At 63.8% G+C, this 18,127-nt stretch carries 18 protein-coding genes, 1 tRNA gene and 2 riboswitches; of the genes, 6 read left to right on the top strand and 13 right to left on the bottom strand.

Annotated features, from left to right (window positions below; all coding sequences use genetic code 11):
* Positions 1–227: 227 nt before the first annotated feature.
* The 11 genes from RZR99_RS08845 to RZR99_RS08795 all read right to left on the bottom strand — a co-directional run bounded on the left by RZR99_RS08845 (position 228) and on the right by RZR99_RS08795 (position 8,816).
* Entirely contained in the window at positions 228–1,085 is an 858-nt protein-coding gene (locus RZR99_RS08845; RefSeq protein WP_323119370.1) for a tyrosine-type recombinase/integrase, read from the bottom strand.
* A gap of 82 nt (positions 1,086–1,167) precedes the next feature.
* Complete coding sequence (locus RZR99_RS08840; protein WP_323119369.1) at positions 1,168–1,947, bottom strand: rolling circle replication-associated protein; 780 nt, start codon at positions 1,945–1,947, stop codon at positions 1,168–1,170.
* A gap of 77 nt (positions 1,948–2,024) precedes the next feature.
* Entirely contained in the window at positions 2,025–2,381 is a 357-nt protein-coding gene (locus tag RZR99_RS08835; protein ID WP_323119368.1) for a hypothetical protein, read from the bottom strand.
* Positions 2,382–2,824: 443 nt separating this feature from the next.
* Positions 2,825–3,628, bottom strand: a complete 804-nt coding sequence (locus tag RZR99_RS08830; protein WP_323119367.1) for a DNA cytosine methyltransferase — start codon at positions 3,626–3,628, stop codon at positions 2,825–2,827.
* Positions 3,625–5,019, bottom strand: coding sequence for a type II secretion system protein GspD (locus tag RZR99_RS08825; protein WP_323119478.1), 1,395 nt, complete (start codon positions 5,017–5,019; stop codon positions 3,625–3,627). The genes RZR99_RS08830 and RZR99_RS08825 overlap by 4 nt, the downstream gene beginning before the upstream one ends.
* A complete protein-coding gene (locus tag RZR99_RS08820) occupies positions 5,016–5,918 on the bottom strand; it encodes a zonular occludens toxin domain-containing protein (RefSeq protein WP_323119366.1) in 903 nt (300 codons plus the stop codon). The genes RZR99_RS08825 and RZR99_RS08820 overlap by 4 nt, the downstream gene beginning before the upstream one ends.
* Positions 5,915–6,193, bottom strand: a complete 279-nt coding sequence (locus RZR99_RS08815; RefSeq protein WP_323119365.1) for a DUF2523 domain-containing protein — start codon at positions 6,191–6,193, stop codon at positions 5,915–5,917. Before RZR99_RS08815 ends, RZR99_RS08820 begins: the two co-directional genes overlap by 4 nt.
* Positions 6,190–7,755 carry an IgG-binding virulence factor TspB family protein gene (locus RZR99_RS08810; RefSeq protein WP_323119364.1) on the bottom strand — a complete coding sequence of 522 codons (1,566 nt, stop codon included), beginning with the start codon at positions 7,753–7,755 and terminating at the stop codon, positions 6,190–6,192. The genes RZR99_RS08815 and RZR99_RS08810 overlap by 4 nt, the downstream gene beginning before the upstream one ends.
* A gap of 73 nt (positions 7,756–7,828) precedes the next feature.
* Positions 7,829–8,152, bottom strand: a complete 324-nt coding sequence (locus tag RZR99_RS08805) for a hypothetical protein (RefSeq protein ID WP_323119363.1) — start codon at positions 8,150–8,152, stop codon at positions 7,829–7,831.
* Positions 8,153–8,231: 79 nt separating this feature from the next.
* Complete coding sequence (locus RZR99_RS08800; protein WP_323119362.1) at positions 8,232–8,435, bottom strand: major capsid protein; 204 nt, start codon at positions 8,433–8,435, stop codon at positions 8,232–8,234.
* An 81-nt stretch (positions 8,436–8,516) separates the two neighbouring features.
* Positions 8,517–8,816: a cellulose synthase gene (locus RZR99_RS08795; protein ID WP_323119361.1), complete on the bottom strand. Its 300-nt coding sequence runs from the start codon at positions 8,814–8,816 to the stop codon at positions 8,517–8,519.
* A 438-nt stretch (positions 8,817–9,254) separates the two neighbouring features.
* Between RZR99_RS08795 and RZR99_RS08790 the strand changes: the two genes are divergently transcribed.
* The gene (locus RZR99_RS08790; protein ID WP_323119360.1) at positions 9,255–9,506 is read left to right on the top strand and encodes a hypothetical protein; all 252 of its coding nucleotides are present in this window, start codon (positions 9,255–9,257) and stop codon (positions 9,504–9,506) included.
* Between the two features lie 815 nt (positions 9,507–10,321).
* Here the strand turns inward: RZR99_RS08790 and RZR99_RS08785 are convergent.
* A tRNA-Arg gene (locus tag RZR99_RS08785) sits at positions 10,322–10,397 on the bottom strand.
* A 252-nt stretch (positions 10,398–10,649) separates the two neighbouring features.
* Between RZR99_RS08785 and RZR99_RS08780 the strand changes: the two genes are divergently transcribed.
* Positions 10,650–11,555 (top strand): c-type cytochrome, encoded by a 906-nt coding sequence (locus RZR99_RS08780; RefSeq protein WP_323119359.1) that lies wholly within the window; start codon positions 10,650–10,652, stop codon positions 11,553–11,555.
* A gap of 100 nt (positions 11,556–11,655) precedes the next feature.
* On the opposite strand, the gene RZR99_RS08775 is transcribed toward RZR99_RS08780, so the two are convergent.
* On the bottom strand, positions 11,656–13,743 hold the full coding sequence (locus RZR99_RS08775; RefSeq protein WP_323119358.1) for a UvrD-helicase domain-containing protein: 2,088 nt from the start codon (positions 13,741–13,743) through the stop codon (positions 11,656–11,658).
* Positions 13,744–14,008: 265 nt separating this feature from the next.
* Between RZR99_RS08775 and RZR99_RS08770 the strand changes: the two genes are divergently transcribed.
* The 4 genes from RZR99_RS08770 to gcvT all read left to right on the top strand — a co-directional run bounded on the left by RZR99_RS08770 (position 14,009) and on the right by gcvT (position 18,106).
* Positions 14,009–14,737 (top strand): SGNH/GDSL hydrolase family protein, encoded by a 729-nt coding sequence (locus RZR99_RS08770; RefSeq protein ID WP_323119357.1) that lies wholly within the window; start codon positions 14,009–14,011, stop codon positions 14,735–14,737.
* Positions 14,738–14,916: 179 nt separating this feature from the next.
* A complete protein-coding gene (locus RZR99_RS08765; protein WP_323119356.1) occupies positions 14,917–15,969 on the top strand; it encodes an oxidoreductase in 1,053 nt (350 codons plus the stop codon).
* 170 nt (positions 15,970–16,139) lie between these two features.
* Positions 16,140–16,499 carry a hypothetical protein gene (locus tag RZR99_RS08760; RefSeq protein WP_323119355.1) on the top strand — a complete coding sequence of 120 codons (360 nt, stop codon included), beginning with the start codon at positions 16,140–16,142 and terminating at the stop codon, positions 16,497–16,499.
* Between the two features lie 125 nt (positions 16,500–16,624).
* Positions 16,625–16,725, top strand: a riboswitch (glycine riboswitch).
* Between the two features lie 35 nt (positions 16,726–16,760).
* Positions 16,761–16,888, top strand: a riboswitch (glycine riboswitch).
* A gap of 99 nt (positions 16,889–16,987) precedes the next feature.
* Positions 16,988–18,106, top strand: a complete 1,119-nt coding sequence (gene gcvT / locus RZR99_RS08755; RefSeq protein ID WP_323119354.1) for a glycine cleavage system aminomethyltransferase GcvT — start codon at positions 16,988–16,990, stop codon at positions 18,104–18,106.
* Positions 18,107–18,127: the final 21 nt, after the last annotated feature.

The following is an 18,127-nucleotide window of genomic DNA, read 5'->3' as shown; positions in this document are numbered from 1 at the left end:
TCTCCAGCATTATTTTTGCAGTGCTTTTCCCCATTCTTCTTCGACTCATTAACAACGGCGAAGTAACGATCAGTCGCTGGCTTGTCAGCGTATTGATATTTTCAGTCATCATGTTTTCCGCCGCTGCAGTAACGATGAAGATGAGGGGCAGATAGCACTGTCGATACGACACCTGCACGAACCATTCCAAGGTTCGTGCAGCACTGATTGTGTCGGTCCGTTACAACTCAAAACAGCGGCAATCTCCGCAAAGCATCACGACCTTGGTCAGGCGACAGATGCGCATACCGCTCCGTTACCGTAATCGACGAATGCCCCAACAGGTCTTTGAGCACGTAGAGCGATACGCCTTCCATCACCAGCCACGAAGCGAATGTATGCCGCAGGTCATGGATGCGGAAGTCTTCGATCCCGGCCCGCTCGCACGCCGCATCAAAGCCCTTCTGCAAGGTACCGATACGCCGCTCGCCGGTCCAGGAAGGAAACACCCACACGGAACCCTGACAGTGCCGCTGCCCCCAATCTTGCTGATCACGCAGCGCCGAAAGCGCACCACTACCTAACGGAACGATACGCCGTTTGCCGTTCTTCGTATGCTTGGCCTCCAACGTCAGCGTCGCACGCTCGAAGTCCACCCGCGCCCAATCCAGGCCGAGCAATTCGTTCTTCCGACAACCCGTACTAAGCGCCAAGCGAACGAAATTCGGCAGGTGCGGCCGCTTCGCGTAGGCCCCAGCCGACAGGACCAGCTCAGACGCTTCTTTGCGTGAGATCCAGCGAATTCGATGCTCGCCACCATCCAGGCCGAGACTTTGCACCGGGTTCAACAACTCGACGCAGTCGCACTCCAAACGAACGAAATTGATCGCCGCCGAGAAGAACTTCAGCTCACGCTTGACCGTTGATTCTTGAACACCGTCTGCGAGACGGACAGTCACATACTTGCGAACATCCATTCGTTTCAGTGTTGATACAATTCGGCCACCGAAATATGGTTGAAGCCGTTTAAGCGAGTAGAGGTCTCGCTCTTTGCTGCGATGATTTTTTGCCGACAGATACGTACTGATTACCTCATCGAAAGTCATTCGTCACGCCCTTAGCGCTGTTGAATCCCGCGAATATCGGCACCCCCTCCTTCCGCTTAAATCTCGTTACAAATCTCCACGCTCAACTCTCCCGTGTCGATAACCAGAACACGCCCAGCTCCTGCCGCCAATACGATTGGCACCGGTCGAGCGTCGCGCCAACACGTAACGCCGCCTTGAATGCCACCTTCAACGCCTCGGCAGGATCATCCGAGAGGATGTGGTCGATCGGCATTACCTCCGGCACCACCACGCCTCGGCTCGTCCAGTACCGCTTTTCGTTGAGCGCGTGCTCCGCGAAATCCTTGGTGATGTACTTCGCAAGATAGGCCGCCAACTTGTGCCGGAGCCCCTTTTCCTTGAACGGGTTCCGCACATTGACCTGACCGTTACCCGCGCCCACGATGCTTTGCCAGATCGAACGCAGCACGCGATAGTTCTGCCGCCCCTTGACGGCGACGTGTAGGTGCCACGCGCCCCGCTTCTGTCGTTCCGGCGTCGCGACGTACTGAAAGCTGGACAGCTTTGACAGACGGCGGCGCAACGCATCGAAATCGCGCTTGAGACGGGCCTTGTCCTGCATGTTCTCCCGATACGTCAACGTAATCATCCTGTCCGCTCCAATCGCTTTACAGCGGAGCCGTACCTGTTGCTTGGCACGCTTGGCTGCGTCCATCAGGTTCGACTCACTGTTTTCCGACTCGCCGCGCTTCGCCTTGGGCATCGCGTTCAGCGACAGGGCGCCCATGTACCGATCAAAACGCGTCGCCGTCACCTCGACCTGTCCATCGCCGAAATTCCGGCCACGGATCACCCACTCTCTACGGAACGGCGAGTAATCGCCTATACTCTCGTTGTGCATCGCAATCACCTTTGCATGCGCTGTTGTACCAAGCCCTGACCGTGCCAGCGTTCAGGGCTTTTTTTTTCTTGGGCGTCTCAACCGCTTAGCGGCAGACTAACTCTCGTCACATAGCATCCTCGCTCCTCAAGAAGCCACGTCGTCGCCTCAGCAACGATATGCGAGTCGAACTCGTCTTTAACACCTACCCACTTGAACCAACCATCGACGCACGCACCGCCGAGGTGGAGATCAAACGACTTGCGCTCCTGCGAATCCATCTCATAGAAAAATAGCCTCTCATTGAACTCGAAATCACGCGGGTCTCCGATAACGGAGCATTTTGCAGAAAAGGCAAAGACACTCTTGCAGCCACTGGTGTGGGCAAAATTCGCGAATCCTACAAACAACGCGTCTTGGTCACGCTCGACTCCTGACCCTGCTCTTACGTCCATCACTAGCTCCTTCCGTTAAGTGTCCCTGATACAAGTTTAGGGGCCGCGCTGCGCGCGGCCCGCCCGGCGCGCTCTGCTGCGCTGGGCGAGCCGCACGCAGTCAACCCCCTACCCCTCAGCTCGCAACCGCCCACGTGCTTTCCTGCCGCGCCTGGACCCCATCCGCCGCAGCGGGCTTGCAGGGGGAGGGTGTTTCCATGCCCTGCCTGCGCTGCACGTCATCGCGAATACCCGCTACTCGGTCCGGCAAGCCGCGCTGAGCCGCGCGACAACCGCCACGACTCCGCATCACGGCCGCCGCTCTACGTCGCTGCGTTCACCGGCCGGACACTCCTGACGCTAGTCGCAGCCGTGACCCGGCGATCGTGGCCCGGCGCCGGCGAGTCACGCCAGGTCAGTCACAGCGCGTCGTGACGCAATCCACGTGACATCGCGCAGCTGGGTCACACCAGGTCGGTCACCGTGACCGAGCTGCCGCCGGTTACGCCGGCACCGTCACGCTTCCGTTGCGCACGCTTCCGGCACGACACGCCCGCGTACATAGCCCGCCCATCGACCGGGCGCGCGCAACCACACTCGCATAACCGGACTTCGGGCGTCGCTCCCAGCCCAAGCACCGCACGCGCAAGAAAACACGCCATCGGCACCGGCACACCATTGCCTACAGCTCGATACCGAGCGGAAAGGGTGAACGACGGCAGCTCAAACGAGCGCGGCAAACCTTGCAGCTCGCAAAACGTCGACCAATCCCGGCGATCCGACTTGCCCGCCTCAACCGCAACGCAGGTCGCTTCCCCACCAGTCCGAGCCGACGACGTGCGGGGCAGAACAAGCGGTACACCGTCGACGTGCCCGAACTGGAAGTGACGCAAGCGACGCTGCCGCATGCCCACGTCCCGCGCGTCCAGGTCGATGCGCTGATATCCATACCCATCGATCCGTAGATCCGGGCAACCCGGTACGTTCTCCAACAACCACCATGCGGGCCGCGCTTGCTCGACCACACGTCTGAACTCGCCCAACATGCGAATACCGTCGCCTGACGGTACGCCACGTCGAGCGCGCGAAAAATCCGGGCATGGCGAGCCACCTATGACGCCATCGAAGCGCCCGGCAGGCGCGTTGAACCGCACCACGTCACCACCGAATATCAGATCCGGGCCCCGGACAACACAGAACCCCTCTTCCTCGAAACCTCGGCCGAACAAATCGATACCAGGGAAGAGCGAAAGCACAAGCTGATTCATATCCGCTGCACCTGGAGAACGAGCAGAACCTCGGTGCGCTGCTTCGAACTGGACCGGCCGTCGAGAAAGCTGGGAAGCCACGCATAGCCGCTGCGCGCCGACGTGTTGCGATCCTGGATCAGCCCGCCGAGCACGACGACTTCACCGTCTTTCATCCGCGTCACGGTCTGCAACTGGCGGGTGTTCTTCGTCGGCGATGCGTCGACACCGGTTTTCGTCGCCACGAAATCCGAGATCTCCTCATGCACGCGCAGCTCGATCGCGTCGCGCATCACGATAGGCTCGACATCGAAGATCAGCCCGGCGTCCTGATACGTGATCGACTGAACCGGCGTGCCGCTCGCGCCCTGGTAGCTCACGCTCGACTGCGTGGGAACCTGTTGGCCGACGTTCAACCGCACTTTCTCGCCCGACACGATCCGCACATGTGGCGAACTGATGACCTTGAACCGGGAATCGGCGTTGAGCGCCGAAATCGCCGCATCGACGCCCGGCCCCGTGAAGCGAATCGCGCTCTTATCGGACGACGTGTCCCCGCTCGCGATGCGGAGCTGGCCGCCGAGCACCTTCGCGGCAATGCTCCAAGCCGAATTGGTCGAATCACTGTTCGTCACCTCATACGCCCATCCGCGCACCACCACCTCACCGGGCGCCGTATCCAGCTCGGGAACCACCTTGCGCAGCATGGCAACCTCATCGCGCGAACCGACGATCACCAGCTCACCGCCGCGCGCCTGAACACCACCGGCAACCGGCGGAACGACGGGCGCGCTATTCGACGTGGAAATCGGCGCGCCTGGCACCTGTACCGCGCCTGTCGACTCGCTGATCGCCGGCACAACGGGCGCGGGCGGTAGCATCGAACGCGCACCAATCAGCGGCTCGATCAGTTCCCGCAGATCGCTGGCTTTCCGGTATCTCGGTTTGTAGACGAACACGTCGCGATCTACTTTCGCGAGCACCGCGCCCGGCTTCCTCGTCACGTAATCGACGCCGTTTTTCGTCACCACCTGGAAGCCGAGCGAGTCGAGGAAATCGACCATCACGTCGCGGACATCGCGGCTCTGATCGTCAAGGCGGAACGATACGAGGCGGGTGTCTGTCAGCACGTCGGGACCGAGCACATAGGGCGTGCGCATCGCGTCCTGATAGATCAGATCCACCACTTGCGCGACCGTCACGAATCGCAGGTCAAACGCCGTGCCGCGCACATGTTTCAACGGCATCAGCACCGGTGCCGCCGGCGAGATCGGTAGCGGTGTCGCCGGCGCAGTCGCCCCGGCCATGCTCGCCTCAACGGGCAACGTCGGAATCGGCGGAATCGCACCCGCCGCTGCAGCCCATCCGCTCGACAGCATCAACAGTCCCGCCAGCGCAGCACTCCGCGTCATCGCACACCCCCGATTTGTTCTGTTTTTCCGGCTTTCGTACCGGTCCATCCGCTCACCGTCTTTCCGTCCACATCGCCCGCCAGCCGCACGCCTTCGCCGCGAAACTCGGACGACGGAACCACTCGCAACCGTCCGTCAGCCGCGGCGAGCACGACATATCCCGCCCCGGACACCGCGTAACGCCCCGCTACCCGCCATTCGGATGACGTAGCCGTGTCAGCCCGGCGTGTCGCAGGCGTGGCCGAAGGCGTCGCCGCTGATTCGACCGGGTGCTCCGGCACCACGCCGAACCCCTCGCGAGTCTTGTGATAGATCTTCACCGCCAGCACGACGAGCACGATCAAGGCGATCGGCAGGATGAACAGTGCCTTTGGAACGACAGCCTGTTTCTTCGTATGCACTTCGGCGCTGGTATAGAGCTTGAACACGTCGCGCGGATACGCCCACATCGTCTTGACCGCATCCTTAAGGCTGCTGGGGTTGTGACAGTGATCCCACTCGTACAGCATCGCCCGCTTGAGGCCGAACAGGTTGCGCACGTGGACATGGCGGCCAACGAGGTCACGCACCGTCTTGCTGATCCGTTGAGGGTGCTGCGTGATGATGATGAAATCGACGCCCATGTGCCGGTGCACGTGCAGCTTCTCAACATCGGGCGTCGGTTTCTGGCTCGCCGTCGTCGGCGGATAGATCCGTTGCACTTCGTCGATGACAATCAAGTCTTGCGCCTGGGCGTTTTCGTGCCACTGCCGCAACCAGGGTTCGTCAATCTCGACGTGCTCGATAGCAAGGTCGCGAATGCCGTCGACCAATACCCGCCGCCCCCTCAACTTCGTCAGAAGCCAGACCGCATACAACGTCTTGCCGCTCCCCGGCACCCCAGTAATGAGCGTGATCATTTGAACACCATCCTCGTAGCCGACGTGAGCATGTAGAACGACACGCGGGCCGACAAACCGCCGAGCACCAGCGCGATACCGTCACCGATGCCACCGAGCGCCAGCACATTGGCGATATCAGCACCGAGACCGCCTATCGCGGTGGCCATCCATTGCGTGACTTGCGTCATCACGAGATCCAACCCGGTCACGGTCAAGAAGCCGATGCCGAGCGCGACGAGGACACGCGTCACGATCGGTCCCACCAGCGAAACCAGCAAGCTTGCCCATGTCATGCGGCTAACCCCGTCACGAAGATGATCAGCGAAAGAAGCGCTGCAAGCGCCACCACGAGCGGTCGCAGCTTCTCTGCAAATTGGCAGATCGGATCGAAACTGAATCGGAGCGGCTGGCCGAACACTTCGGCCACGTAAGGCGCAGGGCAAACACCGTTTTTCAGGCCAACCGAGATGGGCGTGATCGAGACACCTTTCGTGTCGCGGTTCACATCAACGCTATCCGCACTCCCCAATTTCGCGCACGCGGAAATGTCAGGGTGCTGCGCGCACACGTCCGGGGCAGGTTGCGGTTTGCCAGTATCACCCGGGCTCGTACCGGGGCCGGTTCCCGGGTTCGTGCCCGGACCGGTTCCCGGGTTGGTTCCTGGATTCGTACCTGGGTTGCCCCCGGGGTTGGTGCCCGGATTGGTTCCGGGGTTAGTGCCGGGATTCGTGCCCGGGTTGTCGCCCGGGTTCGTACCTGGATTGGTCCCGGGATTCGTGCCCGGGTTGCCCCCAGGATTCGTGCCCGGGTTGGTTCCTGGGCTTCCGCCGGGGTTGCCGTTCGGCCGAGGAAACCCCATCGAGCCGTCGCCCGGGCTAACCGTGCCGAACTCCTGCACATTCGGAACCCAATCGGGATTTTGGCGGTTCCACGCGCTCACATCGTCTGCGCCAATGGGATTCGTCGGATCGAACGGCACCCCTTTATAACCGGGCTCGCTGCTCGCCTGCTGCCACAGCGCATTAGCCAGCGCTGCAACGATTGCGGGGTTCACCGGCTTTTTCAGATCCTCTGTCGGCAGCTTCTGGAACGCGTCACCGGTGCTGATTTTTCCGCTGCCAGCACAGGCGGGAAATATATCGGACATCGAAATTAGCGTTGATTTGCCAACCTCAAATTGCAGATACTTGGGCAACTCTTCTACCTGAACGTCATAGCTCGCATACCCGTTCGGATCGTAATGGCAGCCCGTTCGTGGATGTTCGCTGACGCAACTGTACCGCCACGTAACCATGCCATGCGTCGGACACTGTCTTTCCGTCGCGGTCACAACATCATCCAGGGAAACTGACGGTTTCGACGGAAATAGCCAGCGCGCAATGCCATCCAGCGCGACCTGCACGCCCACGCCAATGACCGCACCAATCGCATAGCAAACAGCCACCCCGAGAAATCCACTCCCCAATGTACACATACCAGTCGCCATGCCGCCGACGACCGACCCTACCGCCCCGGTAATTGCATTGATTCCCGCCGCCGTCGCCTCAGCCTGGGCACCGGCCACCTCGTAACCGCGCTTCGCCTCCGTCGCAGCAATCACGCCCGCAAGCTGCATCGATGCCCGTGATTCGGTCGCAGCGACAACCCGGTCAAGCGGCGGCGTCGCTTCGGTTCCCTGCACAACGCGATCGAATAGGCCAGCAGGCTTCGCCGTTACCCCGGGCTCGACAACGATGTTTCCACGCGGATCGAGATGAACGGGAGCAGGTGCTGGTTTCACCGGTGGCGCAGCGCGGGCCGTCGTCAACGAGACGACCAGCAGAGTCACGATGACGAGACGTGCGAGCCTCTTCATGACAGCACGATCATGGCGGCCGAATACATGGTCACGACGACCACCGCGAACTCGATGCAGTACCAGAGCATGATTAACTCTCCGAGGCTGATTCAATGAAGCGTCGCAGTGACCGCAGCCCGAACGCGATCGCGAGCACCAGAAACACGGCACTGCCGACCGCAGCGCCCGCGTCAACGCCGCCATTGATCGGGGTTTCACTGGCTACCCCGCCGTTGACAAGCGTGAGGTGTGCCACTTGCTGCACGCCTGTCGATCCATCCGAAAGCTTGCACGGCACTTGCTGAGCATCCACCGTTGTCTCGGATTTCGCGCCGCACACGACAACGTCGATTCCTTGCGCTGCATTCGCGTCAACAGCGCCGCAGATCAGCGCGACATACAACAGCCACTTCATGCCGTTGCCCCTTACGCTAGACGCATGAAAAAGGCCCCCGGTGCACTCAGACAGTCCGGGGGCCAGAGGTCACATCCGATCAGCGACCGATGAAGCTTTTCACCGCACGGTAGCCGAACGTCACGACCGTGACGGCGAGCACCGCCGTGCCGACAAGAACGATCTGAGGCCCCACCGCATTGATGGCCGTCACGACCTGGGTGACATCCATCGTCGGAATGGTGTCCGCTGCGAATGCGCCCGCGCTCGTCACGCCCATTGCTGCTGCAAACAGTTTCTTCATGTTTTCTCTCTCAGGTTCAGGCCCGGTTGTAGAGAGCCGTTCGCATGGGCCAGCTTCGAACGACCCGGTTTCCTTGACGGGTTACGAAGCGTTCGCCGCAGGCTTGGCGGTCGGCCGACCATACGGCAGAAGAGACACGATGCGAGGCTCGAGCTTGCCCTCCATCGACTGGGCAAGCGAGAACTCGGCAAGATAGTCGCCAGCGGGAGACTCGCTCAGCTCCTTGGGAAGGTTGATCGTGCCGACGAGGATTTCCTTACCGTCCTTACCCTCTTGCTCCATCACGCATTGAGCGGTGTGCATTTTCCAGGGCAACCCGGTGCGCTTCGACGTGCCGCTGCGTTCGATCACTTGGAGAATGGTCAACTTTTGCTTGTTCATTACTGTTCCTTTGATTTAGGACTGCTATTTACAATGAATAGAGCCGTCAGGCTCCGACACGATGCGCGGCGAACGCGCTACGAATAAAAAGGTGGACGCTTGATCAGCCGTCCACAAAACACCGCGCCATCCGAGGGTGAATGTTGGCGCGGCGGACTACAGGGGAAACGGGTTGCGGGCCGCTGAGACTTCGACCGGGACCAACGTGCACATGTCCGGATTGCGGCCTTCCCACAACAGCTTGGCGCGGGCTTTTTCGCGAGCACCATCGGCACTCCGGGCACTCACATCGATGACAGCAACGCGGTTATGACCGCACTGCGTGTAGGCATGGACTTGATATTTCGGCACCACCTACCCCCGTTTGGTTTGCCTCGAAAAGAAGCGTGATCCGTCCGCGCTATAGTGACGACTTCAACAACTATTCGACATTCCGAGATGACACAGGCCACCATTGCCCGCATCTTCGTCGGCACCGCCGGACTCGACATCGATGAACATCAAAATGACATCGAGCAGGCTTGGCATTTCCTCGACACCGAACTGCGCAAACACGAGGATGAGGTCGCGATAGCGATCGAAGATGACGACAACCGTGTATTCGGAGAAATTTGGAGCTTCTCAACATTCCCCCAGTCTCCCGGCCATCTCCAAGACTACTTGGACCTCATCGGGCTCTACGACGATTAATACACGCGAACATCATCAGCTAGGTACGACTCGATCATCGACGGATTCCGCACACGCAGTACATGCACACCGCCATCAACCAAGCCTAGCCAGTACGCCCGGGACGCTCGCCGGTCAACACGGCCATTCGCAACGAAATGCAGGCTCAACCCGCCGCTTTGATGACGCCTCAGCCACCCCGCCGACGCAAGCCCTTGCCGTTCCAACTCACTACGGAACGCAAGGCAATCGCATTCCGCACGAACTCCGTCCGTCACCGGCTGGCGATACGTCAGCGTCACCAGCCGGCTAAATTTCGCTCTTTCCATCACTACGCCCCTGCTTGGTTGCAATCCGGCCCCGTTAGTACGGGGTTTACCTTTCCCCACGGGCTGATAGACTTCGTTAACTCCACGAAAGTGGCGTTTTCTCCACGATCAAATGATATGGAGAAAACGCCACATGCGTCAAGGAAAAAGTATGGATATCGCTGAACTGTTGGATGCCGCGAAGCGGAAACAGGGCTCAAACGCCGCGGTCGCGGAGAAGCTGGGCTACCACTACACCAAGCTGTCGCATTGGCGGTCGGGACGGTATAAGCCCGACGCGACCGAAATCATGCTGCTGGCCGAAATGGCCGGCCTGCCGGCGTTCGAGACGCTGGCGGAGATCGAAAGCCAGATCAACAGCGAACGTGCGTCAGTTTGGCAACGTGCTTTGGGAAATTTGCGTGCGGCGGGTGTAGCGGCAACCGTGGTGCTCGGCGCCACCGCCGTAGTGAGCTTGACCTCGAAACCGGCAGATGCGGCTGAGAAAGCCCAAGAAAAACAAGCAGTTGGCGCGCCCGGCTGGGATCGAACCAGCAACCCCTGCCTTCGGAGGGCAGTACTCTATCCATTGAGCTACGGGCGCTTGCGGCGCAGTGCTGCGGCCCTAATAAAATGACCCAGCGCTGGCAAGAACGAGAGAATACCGTGTTTCACCCAGACCGTCCACCGCTCGCCGCTAGTCCCCGCCCAGCCTGCCTCCGTGCGGGTAAACACGCGCCATTCGATCGTTCCCCGTCATGTAAACGTTCCGTCTATAATCGTCCGTGCTTCACTGAACAGCCATTCTGCCATTGCCGTACCGCTCAAAATTCCTAATCACGGAGACGAGGCAAGCATGAGCGAAGCACCCCACGAAGCCCCTATCAAAACGCCCGGACAACTCATCGCAGTTGTCATCGCCTCATTCGCGATCCCGATCGTGATCATCATCCTGCTCGCCAATTACGCGAACCACGCGTTCCGGATCGGCGCAGGCACCGATGGCCTCACCGACGAAGCCGTCGCCCAGCGCATCGCACCGCTCGCGCAGGTCGACGTGAAGGATGCCAATGCGCCGCGCGTGAATAAAACCGGCGAGGAAGTCTACAAGGCGGTCTGCGTGACCTGCCACGGCACCGGCGCTGCCGGTGCGCCGAAGTTCGGCAATGCCGCCGACTGGGCACCGCGCATCTCGCAAGGCTACGACACGCTGCTCCACGTCGCACTCACCGGCAAGGGCGCAATGCCGCCGCGCGGCGGCACGAGTCCCGACGACTACAGCGACTTCGAAATCGCCCGCGCCGTGGTCTACATGGCAAACAACGACGGCGCCAAGTTCGCCGACCCGGTCGAATCCGCCGCCAGCGCCGCACCGGCCGCCGCATCGGGTGCCGCCGGCGCGGCGCCCGCCTCCGGCGTCCCGGACGCCGCCGCGGCCGCCAATGTCCAGGCCGCCGCCGCGATGGCCGCGATCGCAGCCCTGCCCAAGCCCGGCGCAGCCCCCGTCGCGACCAGCGCGGATGCATCGGCCGGCAAGGCGCTGTACGACTCGACCTGCCAGGCCTGCCACGCCACCGGCGTGCTGAACGCTCCGAAGTTCGGCAACAAGGACGACTGGGCGCCTCGCCTCAAGGATTCGATGGACACGGTCTACAACTACGCGCTGCACGGCAAGGGCGCAATGCCGCCGAAGGGCGGTTCGACCGCCTCGGACGCCGACGTGAAGGCCGCCGTCGACTACATGGTGAAGGCGGCGAAGTAAGCCGCTCCGATCCCCCGCCGGAAAACAGAAACCCCGCGCTGCGCGACGCAGACGCGGGGTTTCTCATTGGCGGCACCGGCCGCCGGCCGCTAGCCGGCGCTCACTTCTGCAGCAGCGCCTTCAAGCTCGCGAGCCGGTCCTTCGGCGACATCGGCGCCTCCTCGGGCGTCGGCGGCGGCGCTTCGTCGAGCCCCATCTCGCTGACGAACCGCGACACGTCGCACACCACGGTCTCGCGCGCCCGCTTGCGCTTCTTGCACCAATTCAGATGCAGGCTGCGCTGCGCGCGCGTGATCGCCACGTACATCAGCCGGCGTTCCTCCTCGATGCGCTCGTCGTCGATCGGACCGTCGTCGCTGCCGCCGCGATGCGGCATGATGCCCTCCTCGACGCCGACCAGAAACACGTGCGGATACTCGAGCCCCTTCGACGCATGCACGGTCGACAGCCGCACTGCGTCCGGGTCCTCCTCCTTGCCTTCGAGCATCGACATCAGCGCGACGGTCTGGATCAGGCCCAGCAGGTTCTTGCCGGTATCGGCGAGGCCGTCGGCATTGTCGAAGCCGGTCGCCTCGCCATCCACCGCCTGATCGGGCTCGGGCTTCGTCCCCTTGCGCTTCAGCCATTCGAGGAACTCCAGCACGTTCTGCCATTTCGACTGCGCCTGCCGCTCGTCGAACGCGTCGTACAGATAAGCCTCGTAGTGGATCGCCTCCATCATGTCGTCGAGCACGGTGGTGGCGGGCTCCTTGTCGGCCCGATCGGTGAGGCGCTGGATGAAATCGCAGAACATCCTGAGCGGCTCGACCTGCCGCGCGGACAGGCGCGCCTCGATGCCGCCCATGTACACCGCCTCGAACAGCGACACCTTCGCCTGCCCGGCAAACGAGCCGAGCGCCTCGAGCGTCGTGTTGCCGATGCCGCGGCGCGGCGTGGTGACCGCGCGGATGAACGCGGGATCGTCGTCGGCGTTCGCGATCAGCCGCAGGTACGCGCACAGATCCTTGATCTCGGCCTTGTCGAAGAACGACTGGCCGCCCGACAGCACGTACGGAATCCGTTCGCGCCGCAGCACCTGCTCGAAGATCCGCGCCTGGAAATTGCCGCGATACAGGATCGCGTAATCGCGGAACTGCGTGCGCCGCTCGAACTTGTGGGCGGACAGCCGGAACACCACGGATTCGGCTTCGTGCTCCTCGTCGTTGCACGGCGTCACGGTGATCGAGTCGCCCATCCCGTGTTCGGACCACAGCTTCTTCTCGAACAGCTTCGGATTGTTCGCGATCACGTTGTTGGCGGCGGTCAGGATCCGCACCGTCGAACGGTAATTCTGTTCGAGCTTGATCACGTGCAGCCTCGGAAAATCCTTGCCGAGCTGCGCGAGGTTCTCGAGCGTCGCGCCGCGCCAGCCGTAGATCGCCTGGTCGTCGTCGCCCACCGCGGTAAACGCCGCGCGCGGCCCGGCGAGCTGCTTCAGCAGCTCGTACTGGCACGCGTTGGTGTCCTGGTACTCGTCGATCAGCAGATAGCGCAGCTTGTTCTGCCAGCGGTCGCGCACCTGCTCGTTGCTCGCGAACAGTTCGGCGGGCAGCCGGATCAGGTCGTCGAAATCCACCGCCTGATAGGCGTGCAGCGTCGCGACGTAGTTGCGGTAGACGAGCGCCGCCTGATGCTCGTCCTCGTTGGCCGCGATCGTCGCCGCCTCGTCGGGCATGATGAGGCCGTTCTTCCATAGCGAAATGATGCTTTGGATCTTGCGGATCAGGCCCTTGTCGGTGGTGCCGATCTGTTCCTGGATCATCCCGAAGCAGTCGTCGGAATCCATGATCGAGAACTGCGGCTTCAGACCGACGTGTTCCGCCTCCTGCCGCAGGATCTGCACGCCGAGCGAGTGAAACGTGCACACTGTCAGCTGGTTGACGGGCACCTTGCGCCCTTCCTTGCCGGGCGTCGTCAGCGTCTTGCCTTCCAGCAGCTTCGACACGCGTTCGCGCATTTCGGCGGCGGCCTTGTTGGTGAACGTGACGGCGGCGATATGGCGCGGCTCGAAGCCCTTGGCCTCGATCAGGTGCGCGATCTTCTGCGTGATGACGCGCGTCTTGCCGCTGCCCGCGCCGGCGAGCACGAGGCAGGGACCGTCGAGATAGCGCACCGCTTCGTTTTGAGCGGGATTCAGACCTGCGGACATGGTTGCGGATGGTGGTACGGTGGACGGCGGCGAAGCCGAAGAGGTGCCGCGAGCGGGAGCGCACGCCGATGTGCGGGCACTCGCGGGAGGGCGCATGTTAACACGGCGGCGACGGACGATTCTTGCAGGAATGTGAAACGGGGAAGCCGCCGGCGTCACGCGATCAGGCGAGGTCCGGCGGGCGGCGGCTCCGGCGACGCGAGCGCCGCCGCGCCCGAATGCGCGGTGCCGCGCCGGCCCGCACGGATTTCATCGAAGAGGATGCATGGGATATCAATTCGCTACCGCCGCACTCGGCCCGCTGCTGCTGGTTCAGGGGCGTCACGTCCGGCGGGTCACGCCGCGTCTGGCGGAAGCCGACGGCCCCCGCGACGGCGTCGACGGCGACGGTCCGCCGCTGCGTCTCCTGGTGCTCGGCGACTCCGCGGCCGCGGGCGTCGGTGTGCCGACCCAGCGGCACGCACTCACCGGTCAACTGGTGGGCGCGCTGTCGTCGTCCCGCCGCGTGACCTGGACCCTGCTCGCGCGCACCGGCGCCACCACCCAGGATCTGCTCGACTGGCTGGCCGCCGAACCGGCGCGCCGTGTCGACACGGTCGTCACGTCGCTCGGCGTCAACGACGTGACCGACGGCGTCCCGCCCGCACGCTGGCTGCATCGGCAGGCGGCGCTCGTGCGACTGCTGACGACGCGCTTCGGCGCTTCGCACGTGATCCTGTCCGCGGTGCCGCCGATGCACCGCTTCCCCGCGCTGCCGCAGCCGCTGCGCTGGTATCTCGGGATGCGGGCGAAGCGGCTCAACGCCGTGCTCGCCGAGTGGGCCGGGCAGCATCCGGCGTGCGAATTCCTGCCGTTCGGGTTCCCGCTGGAACCTCACGCGATGGCGTCGGACGGTTTTCATCCGGGGGAACGGGCATGCGCGATGTGGGCGGAGCAGATCGCGGCGGCGATCCGGCGGCGGGCCGACGCGAGCCACGCGCGAACGCCGCGTTAAGGGACGCGCGAGAGACGCGCGCGCGCCCGGTCGCACGTCCCGCCCTGCCTTGTCCGGGCGGCCAACGCCTCAGATGCGCCCTTCGCCGCGCATCCGTCCGTGCCACAATAGCCGTTCGCCGCCGGCTGTCCGGCCGCGGCCGTCCCTCCGTATCCCCCGCTGACAGGATTGGATTGCTCATGTCGTCATTGCTCAAGATTGGTTTGATGGGTTTCGGTTTCGCCGGCGCGACCTTCCACGCGCCCGTGATCGCGCAATGCGGCCGCGCGCAAGTCGCCGCGATCGCCACCGGCCAGCCGGAACGCGCGCGGGCGGCCTATCCCGACGCCGCCGTGGTGCCCGACCTCGAAGCGCTGCTTGCGCTGCCCGACGTCGAATGCATCGTGATCGCGACGCCCAACGACACCCATTTCGAGCTGGCGCAACGCGTGCTCGACGCAGGCCGGCACGTGGTGGTCGACAAGCCCGTCACCCTGAGCGCCGACGACGCGCGCACCCTCGCCCGCCTCGCCGCCGAGCGCGGCCGCGTGTTCGCGCCGTTCCACAACCGCCGCTGGGACGGCGATTTCCTGACCGTGCGCGCGCTCGTCGACAGCGGCGAACTCGGCCGAATCACCTATTTCGAATCGCACTTCGACCGCTTCCGCCCGCACGTGCGCAACCGCTGGCGCGAGGACGCGCAGCGCGGCGGCGGCCTGCTGTTCGACCTCGGCCCGCACCTGATCGATCAGGCGCTCGCGCTGTTCGGCGCGCCCGATACGGTGAATGCCACGGTGAAGACCCGCCGCGACGACGGCGGCGCCCCCGATTTCGTCCACCTCCAGCTCGGCTACCCCGACAAGGACGTGGTGCTGCACGCAAGCGCGCTCGCCGCGATCGAGCCGGCCCGCTTCACGGTGCTCGGCACCGGCGGCGGCTATCAGAAGCACGGCCTCGACACCCAGGAAGACCAGCTCAAGGCGGGCCTCACGCCCGGCGACGTCGAATTCGGCGGCGGCAATCCGCCGGGCGTGCTGCGCGGTCTCGACGGTGAAATCGAGACCGAACGCCCGGTGCCGACGCTCGACGGCCAGTACGCGGAGTTCTACCGCGCGCTGGCCGCGTCGATCCACGACGGCGCGCCGTTCCCGGTCGCCGCGCAGGACGCCGTCGACGTGATGACGATCATCGAACTCGCGGAGCAAAGCGAGCGCGAAGGCCGCCGCGTGCCGTTCGTCCGCGCGGCGGTCTGATCCGCCTCGTTCACAAGCGATTCGAAAGCGCCGCGCGCCGCAGGCTGACGATTTGTCAGCTTCAATACTCCGTTACAAACAATTGCGGCGCACCGGTCATCTCGAATCCGCTCTGGCGCGTTCTTCGTACAGCCCATCCGGCACCGACATACCGACAATAGGAGAATGCAATGCAACGGTTGATTCGCGCGGCGGCGTGCTGCGTCCTGGCTTCCTCGCTCGCGGCGTGCGTGGTCGCCCCGCCGCCCCGTCCGGCCCCGCCGCCTCCGCGCCCGAATCCGCAGGTGGTCGCCAATGAGCGCCTGCAGCAGATCCAGGGCCGCATCGACAACCTGAGCCATCGCATCGATGCCCGCGTGAATGCCGGCTACTATCCGCCGCCGCAGGGCAGCGCGCTGCACCGCCGCCTCGACGTGATCCGCCAGGAAGCCAGCGACATGTCCGCGCAGCACGGCGGCGGCCTGTCCGGCGACGAACAGCGCGTGCTGAACCAGGAACTCGACACCGCCGCGCGCGCGATCGGCGAGTAAGCGGCGCACCGCGCCGGGCGGCGTCTTCCGGCCCGGACAAGCGGCGGCGCAAAGCGCCGCCGCTTGTCGCCACACGACATTTATTTGCTCAAATTGACAACCCTCACGCGCTCGCGTACATTCGCCCGCACGCGTCGGGAGAGCGCGTGATCGCCGGTTTCCGGCCGGTCGCGCCGCCGAAGGGGCATACCCGCAAACTCTCAGGCAAAAGGACCGACCGCGTCGAAAAACCCGCTTGTCCGCAATAGGCTCAGGCGCTGTTTTTCGCACTCTGGAGAGCGGCAGTAGCCGGACCTGAACGTCCCGCAAGCTGCCCACCGAAGGGGCGCGCGCCCGCCGGCTCATCGCCGCGGCGCAATCTCTCAGGTATCGAGGACAGAGGGGCATGCAACGAATCGCAAGGGGGCATCTCGCCCCGGCGCTTCACCGCATCGCCGTTTTGTTCCAGCGCCCGCGCCGCACGCGCCGGCGCACTGCCCGAGGCCTCGATGACCGCACTCAAACACACCCCGCTCCACGCCGCGCATTGCGCGCTCAATGCCCGCATGGTCGACTTCGGCGGCTGGGACATGCCTGTCAACTACGGCTCGCAGATCGAAGAACATCAGGCCGTGCGCACCGACGCCGGCATGTTCGACGTGTCGCACATGCGCATCGTCGACTTCACCGGCAGCCGCGTGCGCGCCTTCTTCGAGCACGCGATCGCGAATAACATCGCGAAGCTGCAGACCCCCGGCAAGGCGCTCTATTCGTGCCTGCTGAACCCGCAGGGCGGCGTGATCGACGACCTGATCGTCTACTACTTCACCGAGGATTTCTTCCGCGTCGTCGTCAACGCCGGCACGGCCGACAAGGATCTCGCGTGGTTCGCGCAGCTCAACGCCGAAGGCGGCCACGGCCTCGCGATCACGCCGCGCACCGATCTCGCGATCGTCGCGGTGCAAGGTCCGAACGCCCGCGCGAAGGCGTGGGACACGGTGCCCGCCGCACGCGCCGCCACCAGCGAACTCAAGCCGTTCAATGCCGCGCAAGTCGCGGGCACGCCGTTCGGCGACCTCACCGTTGCGCGAACCGGCTACACCGGCGAAGACGGTTTCGAGATCATCGTCCCCGCGGATCAGGTGGAAGCGCTGTGGAACGCGCTGCAGCGCAACGGCGTACGCCCCTGCGGCCTCGGCGCGCGCGACACGCTGCGCCTCGAAGCCGGCATGAACCTGTACGGGCAGGATATGGACGACACGGTGTCGCCCCTCGACGCGGGCCTCGCGTGGACCGTCGATCTGAGCGCGCCGCGCGCGTTCGTCGGCCGCGACGCGCTCGAGGCGAACGGCACGCGCGCCGCGTTCGTCGGGCTGATCCTGCAGAAGGAAAACGGCAAGGCGGGCGGCGTGCTCCGCGCGCATCAGAAGGTCGTCACGCCGCACGGCGACGGCGAAATCACGAGCGGCACGTTCTCGCCGTCGATGCAGGAGTCGATCGCGTTCGCGCGCGTGCCGACGGGCGTCGCGATCGGCGACACGGTGCACGTCCGGATCCGGGACAAACAGCTTCCCGCGCGCGTGGTAAAACTGCCGTTCGTGCGCAACGGCAAGGTGCTGGCCGTCTGACGGCCGTCCGCGGCGCCCGAC

The sequence above is a fragment of the Burkholderia alba genome (assembly GCF_034721475.1).
In the GTDB taxonomy this organism is placed as follows: Bacteria; Pseudomonadota; Gammaproteobacteria; order Burkholderiales; family Burkholderiaceae; genus Burkholderia; species Burkholderia alba.
Note: the sequence above shows the minus strand (reverse complement) of the source record. Positions and strands in the feature narration are given on the sequence as shown.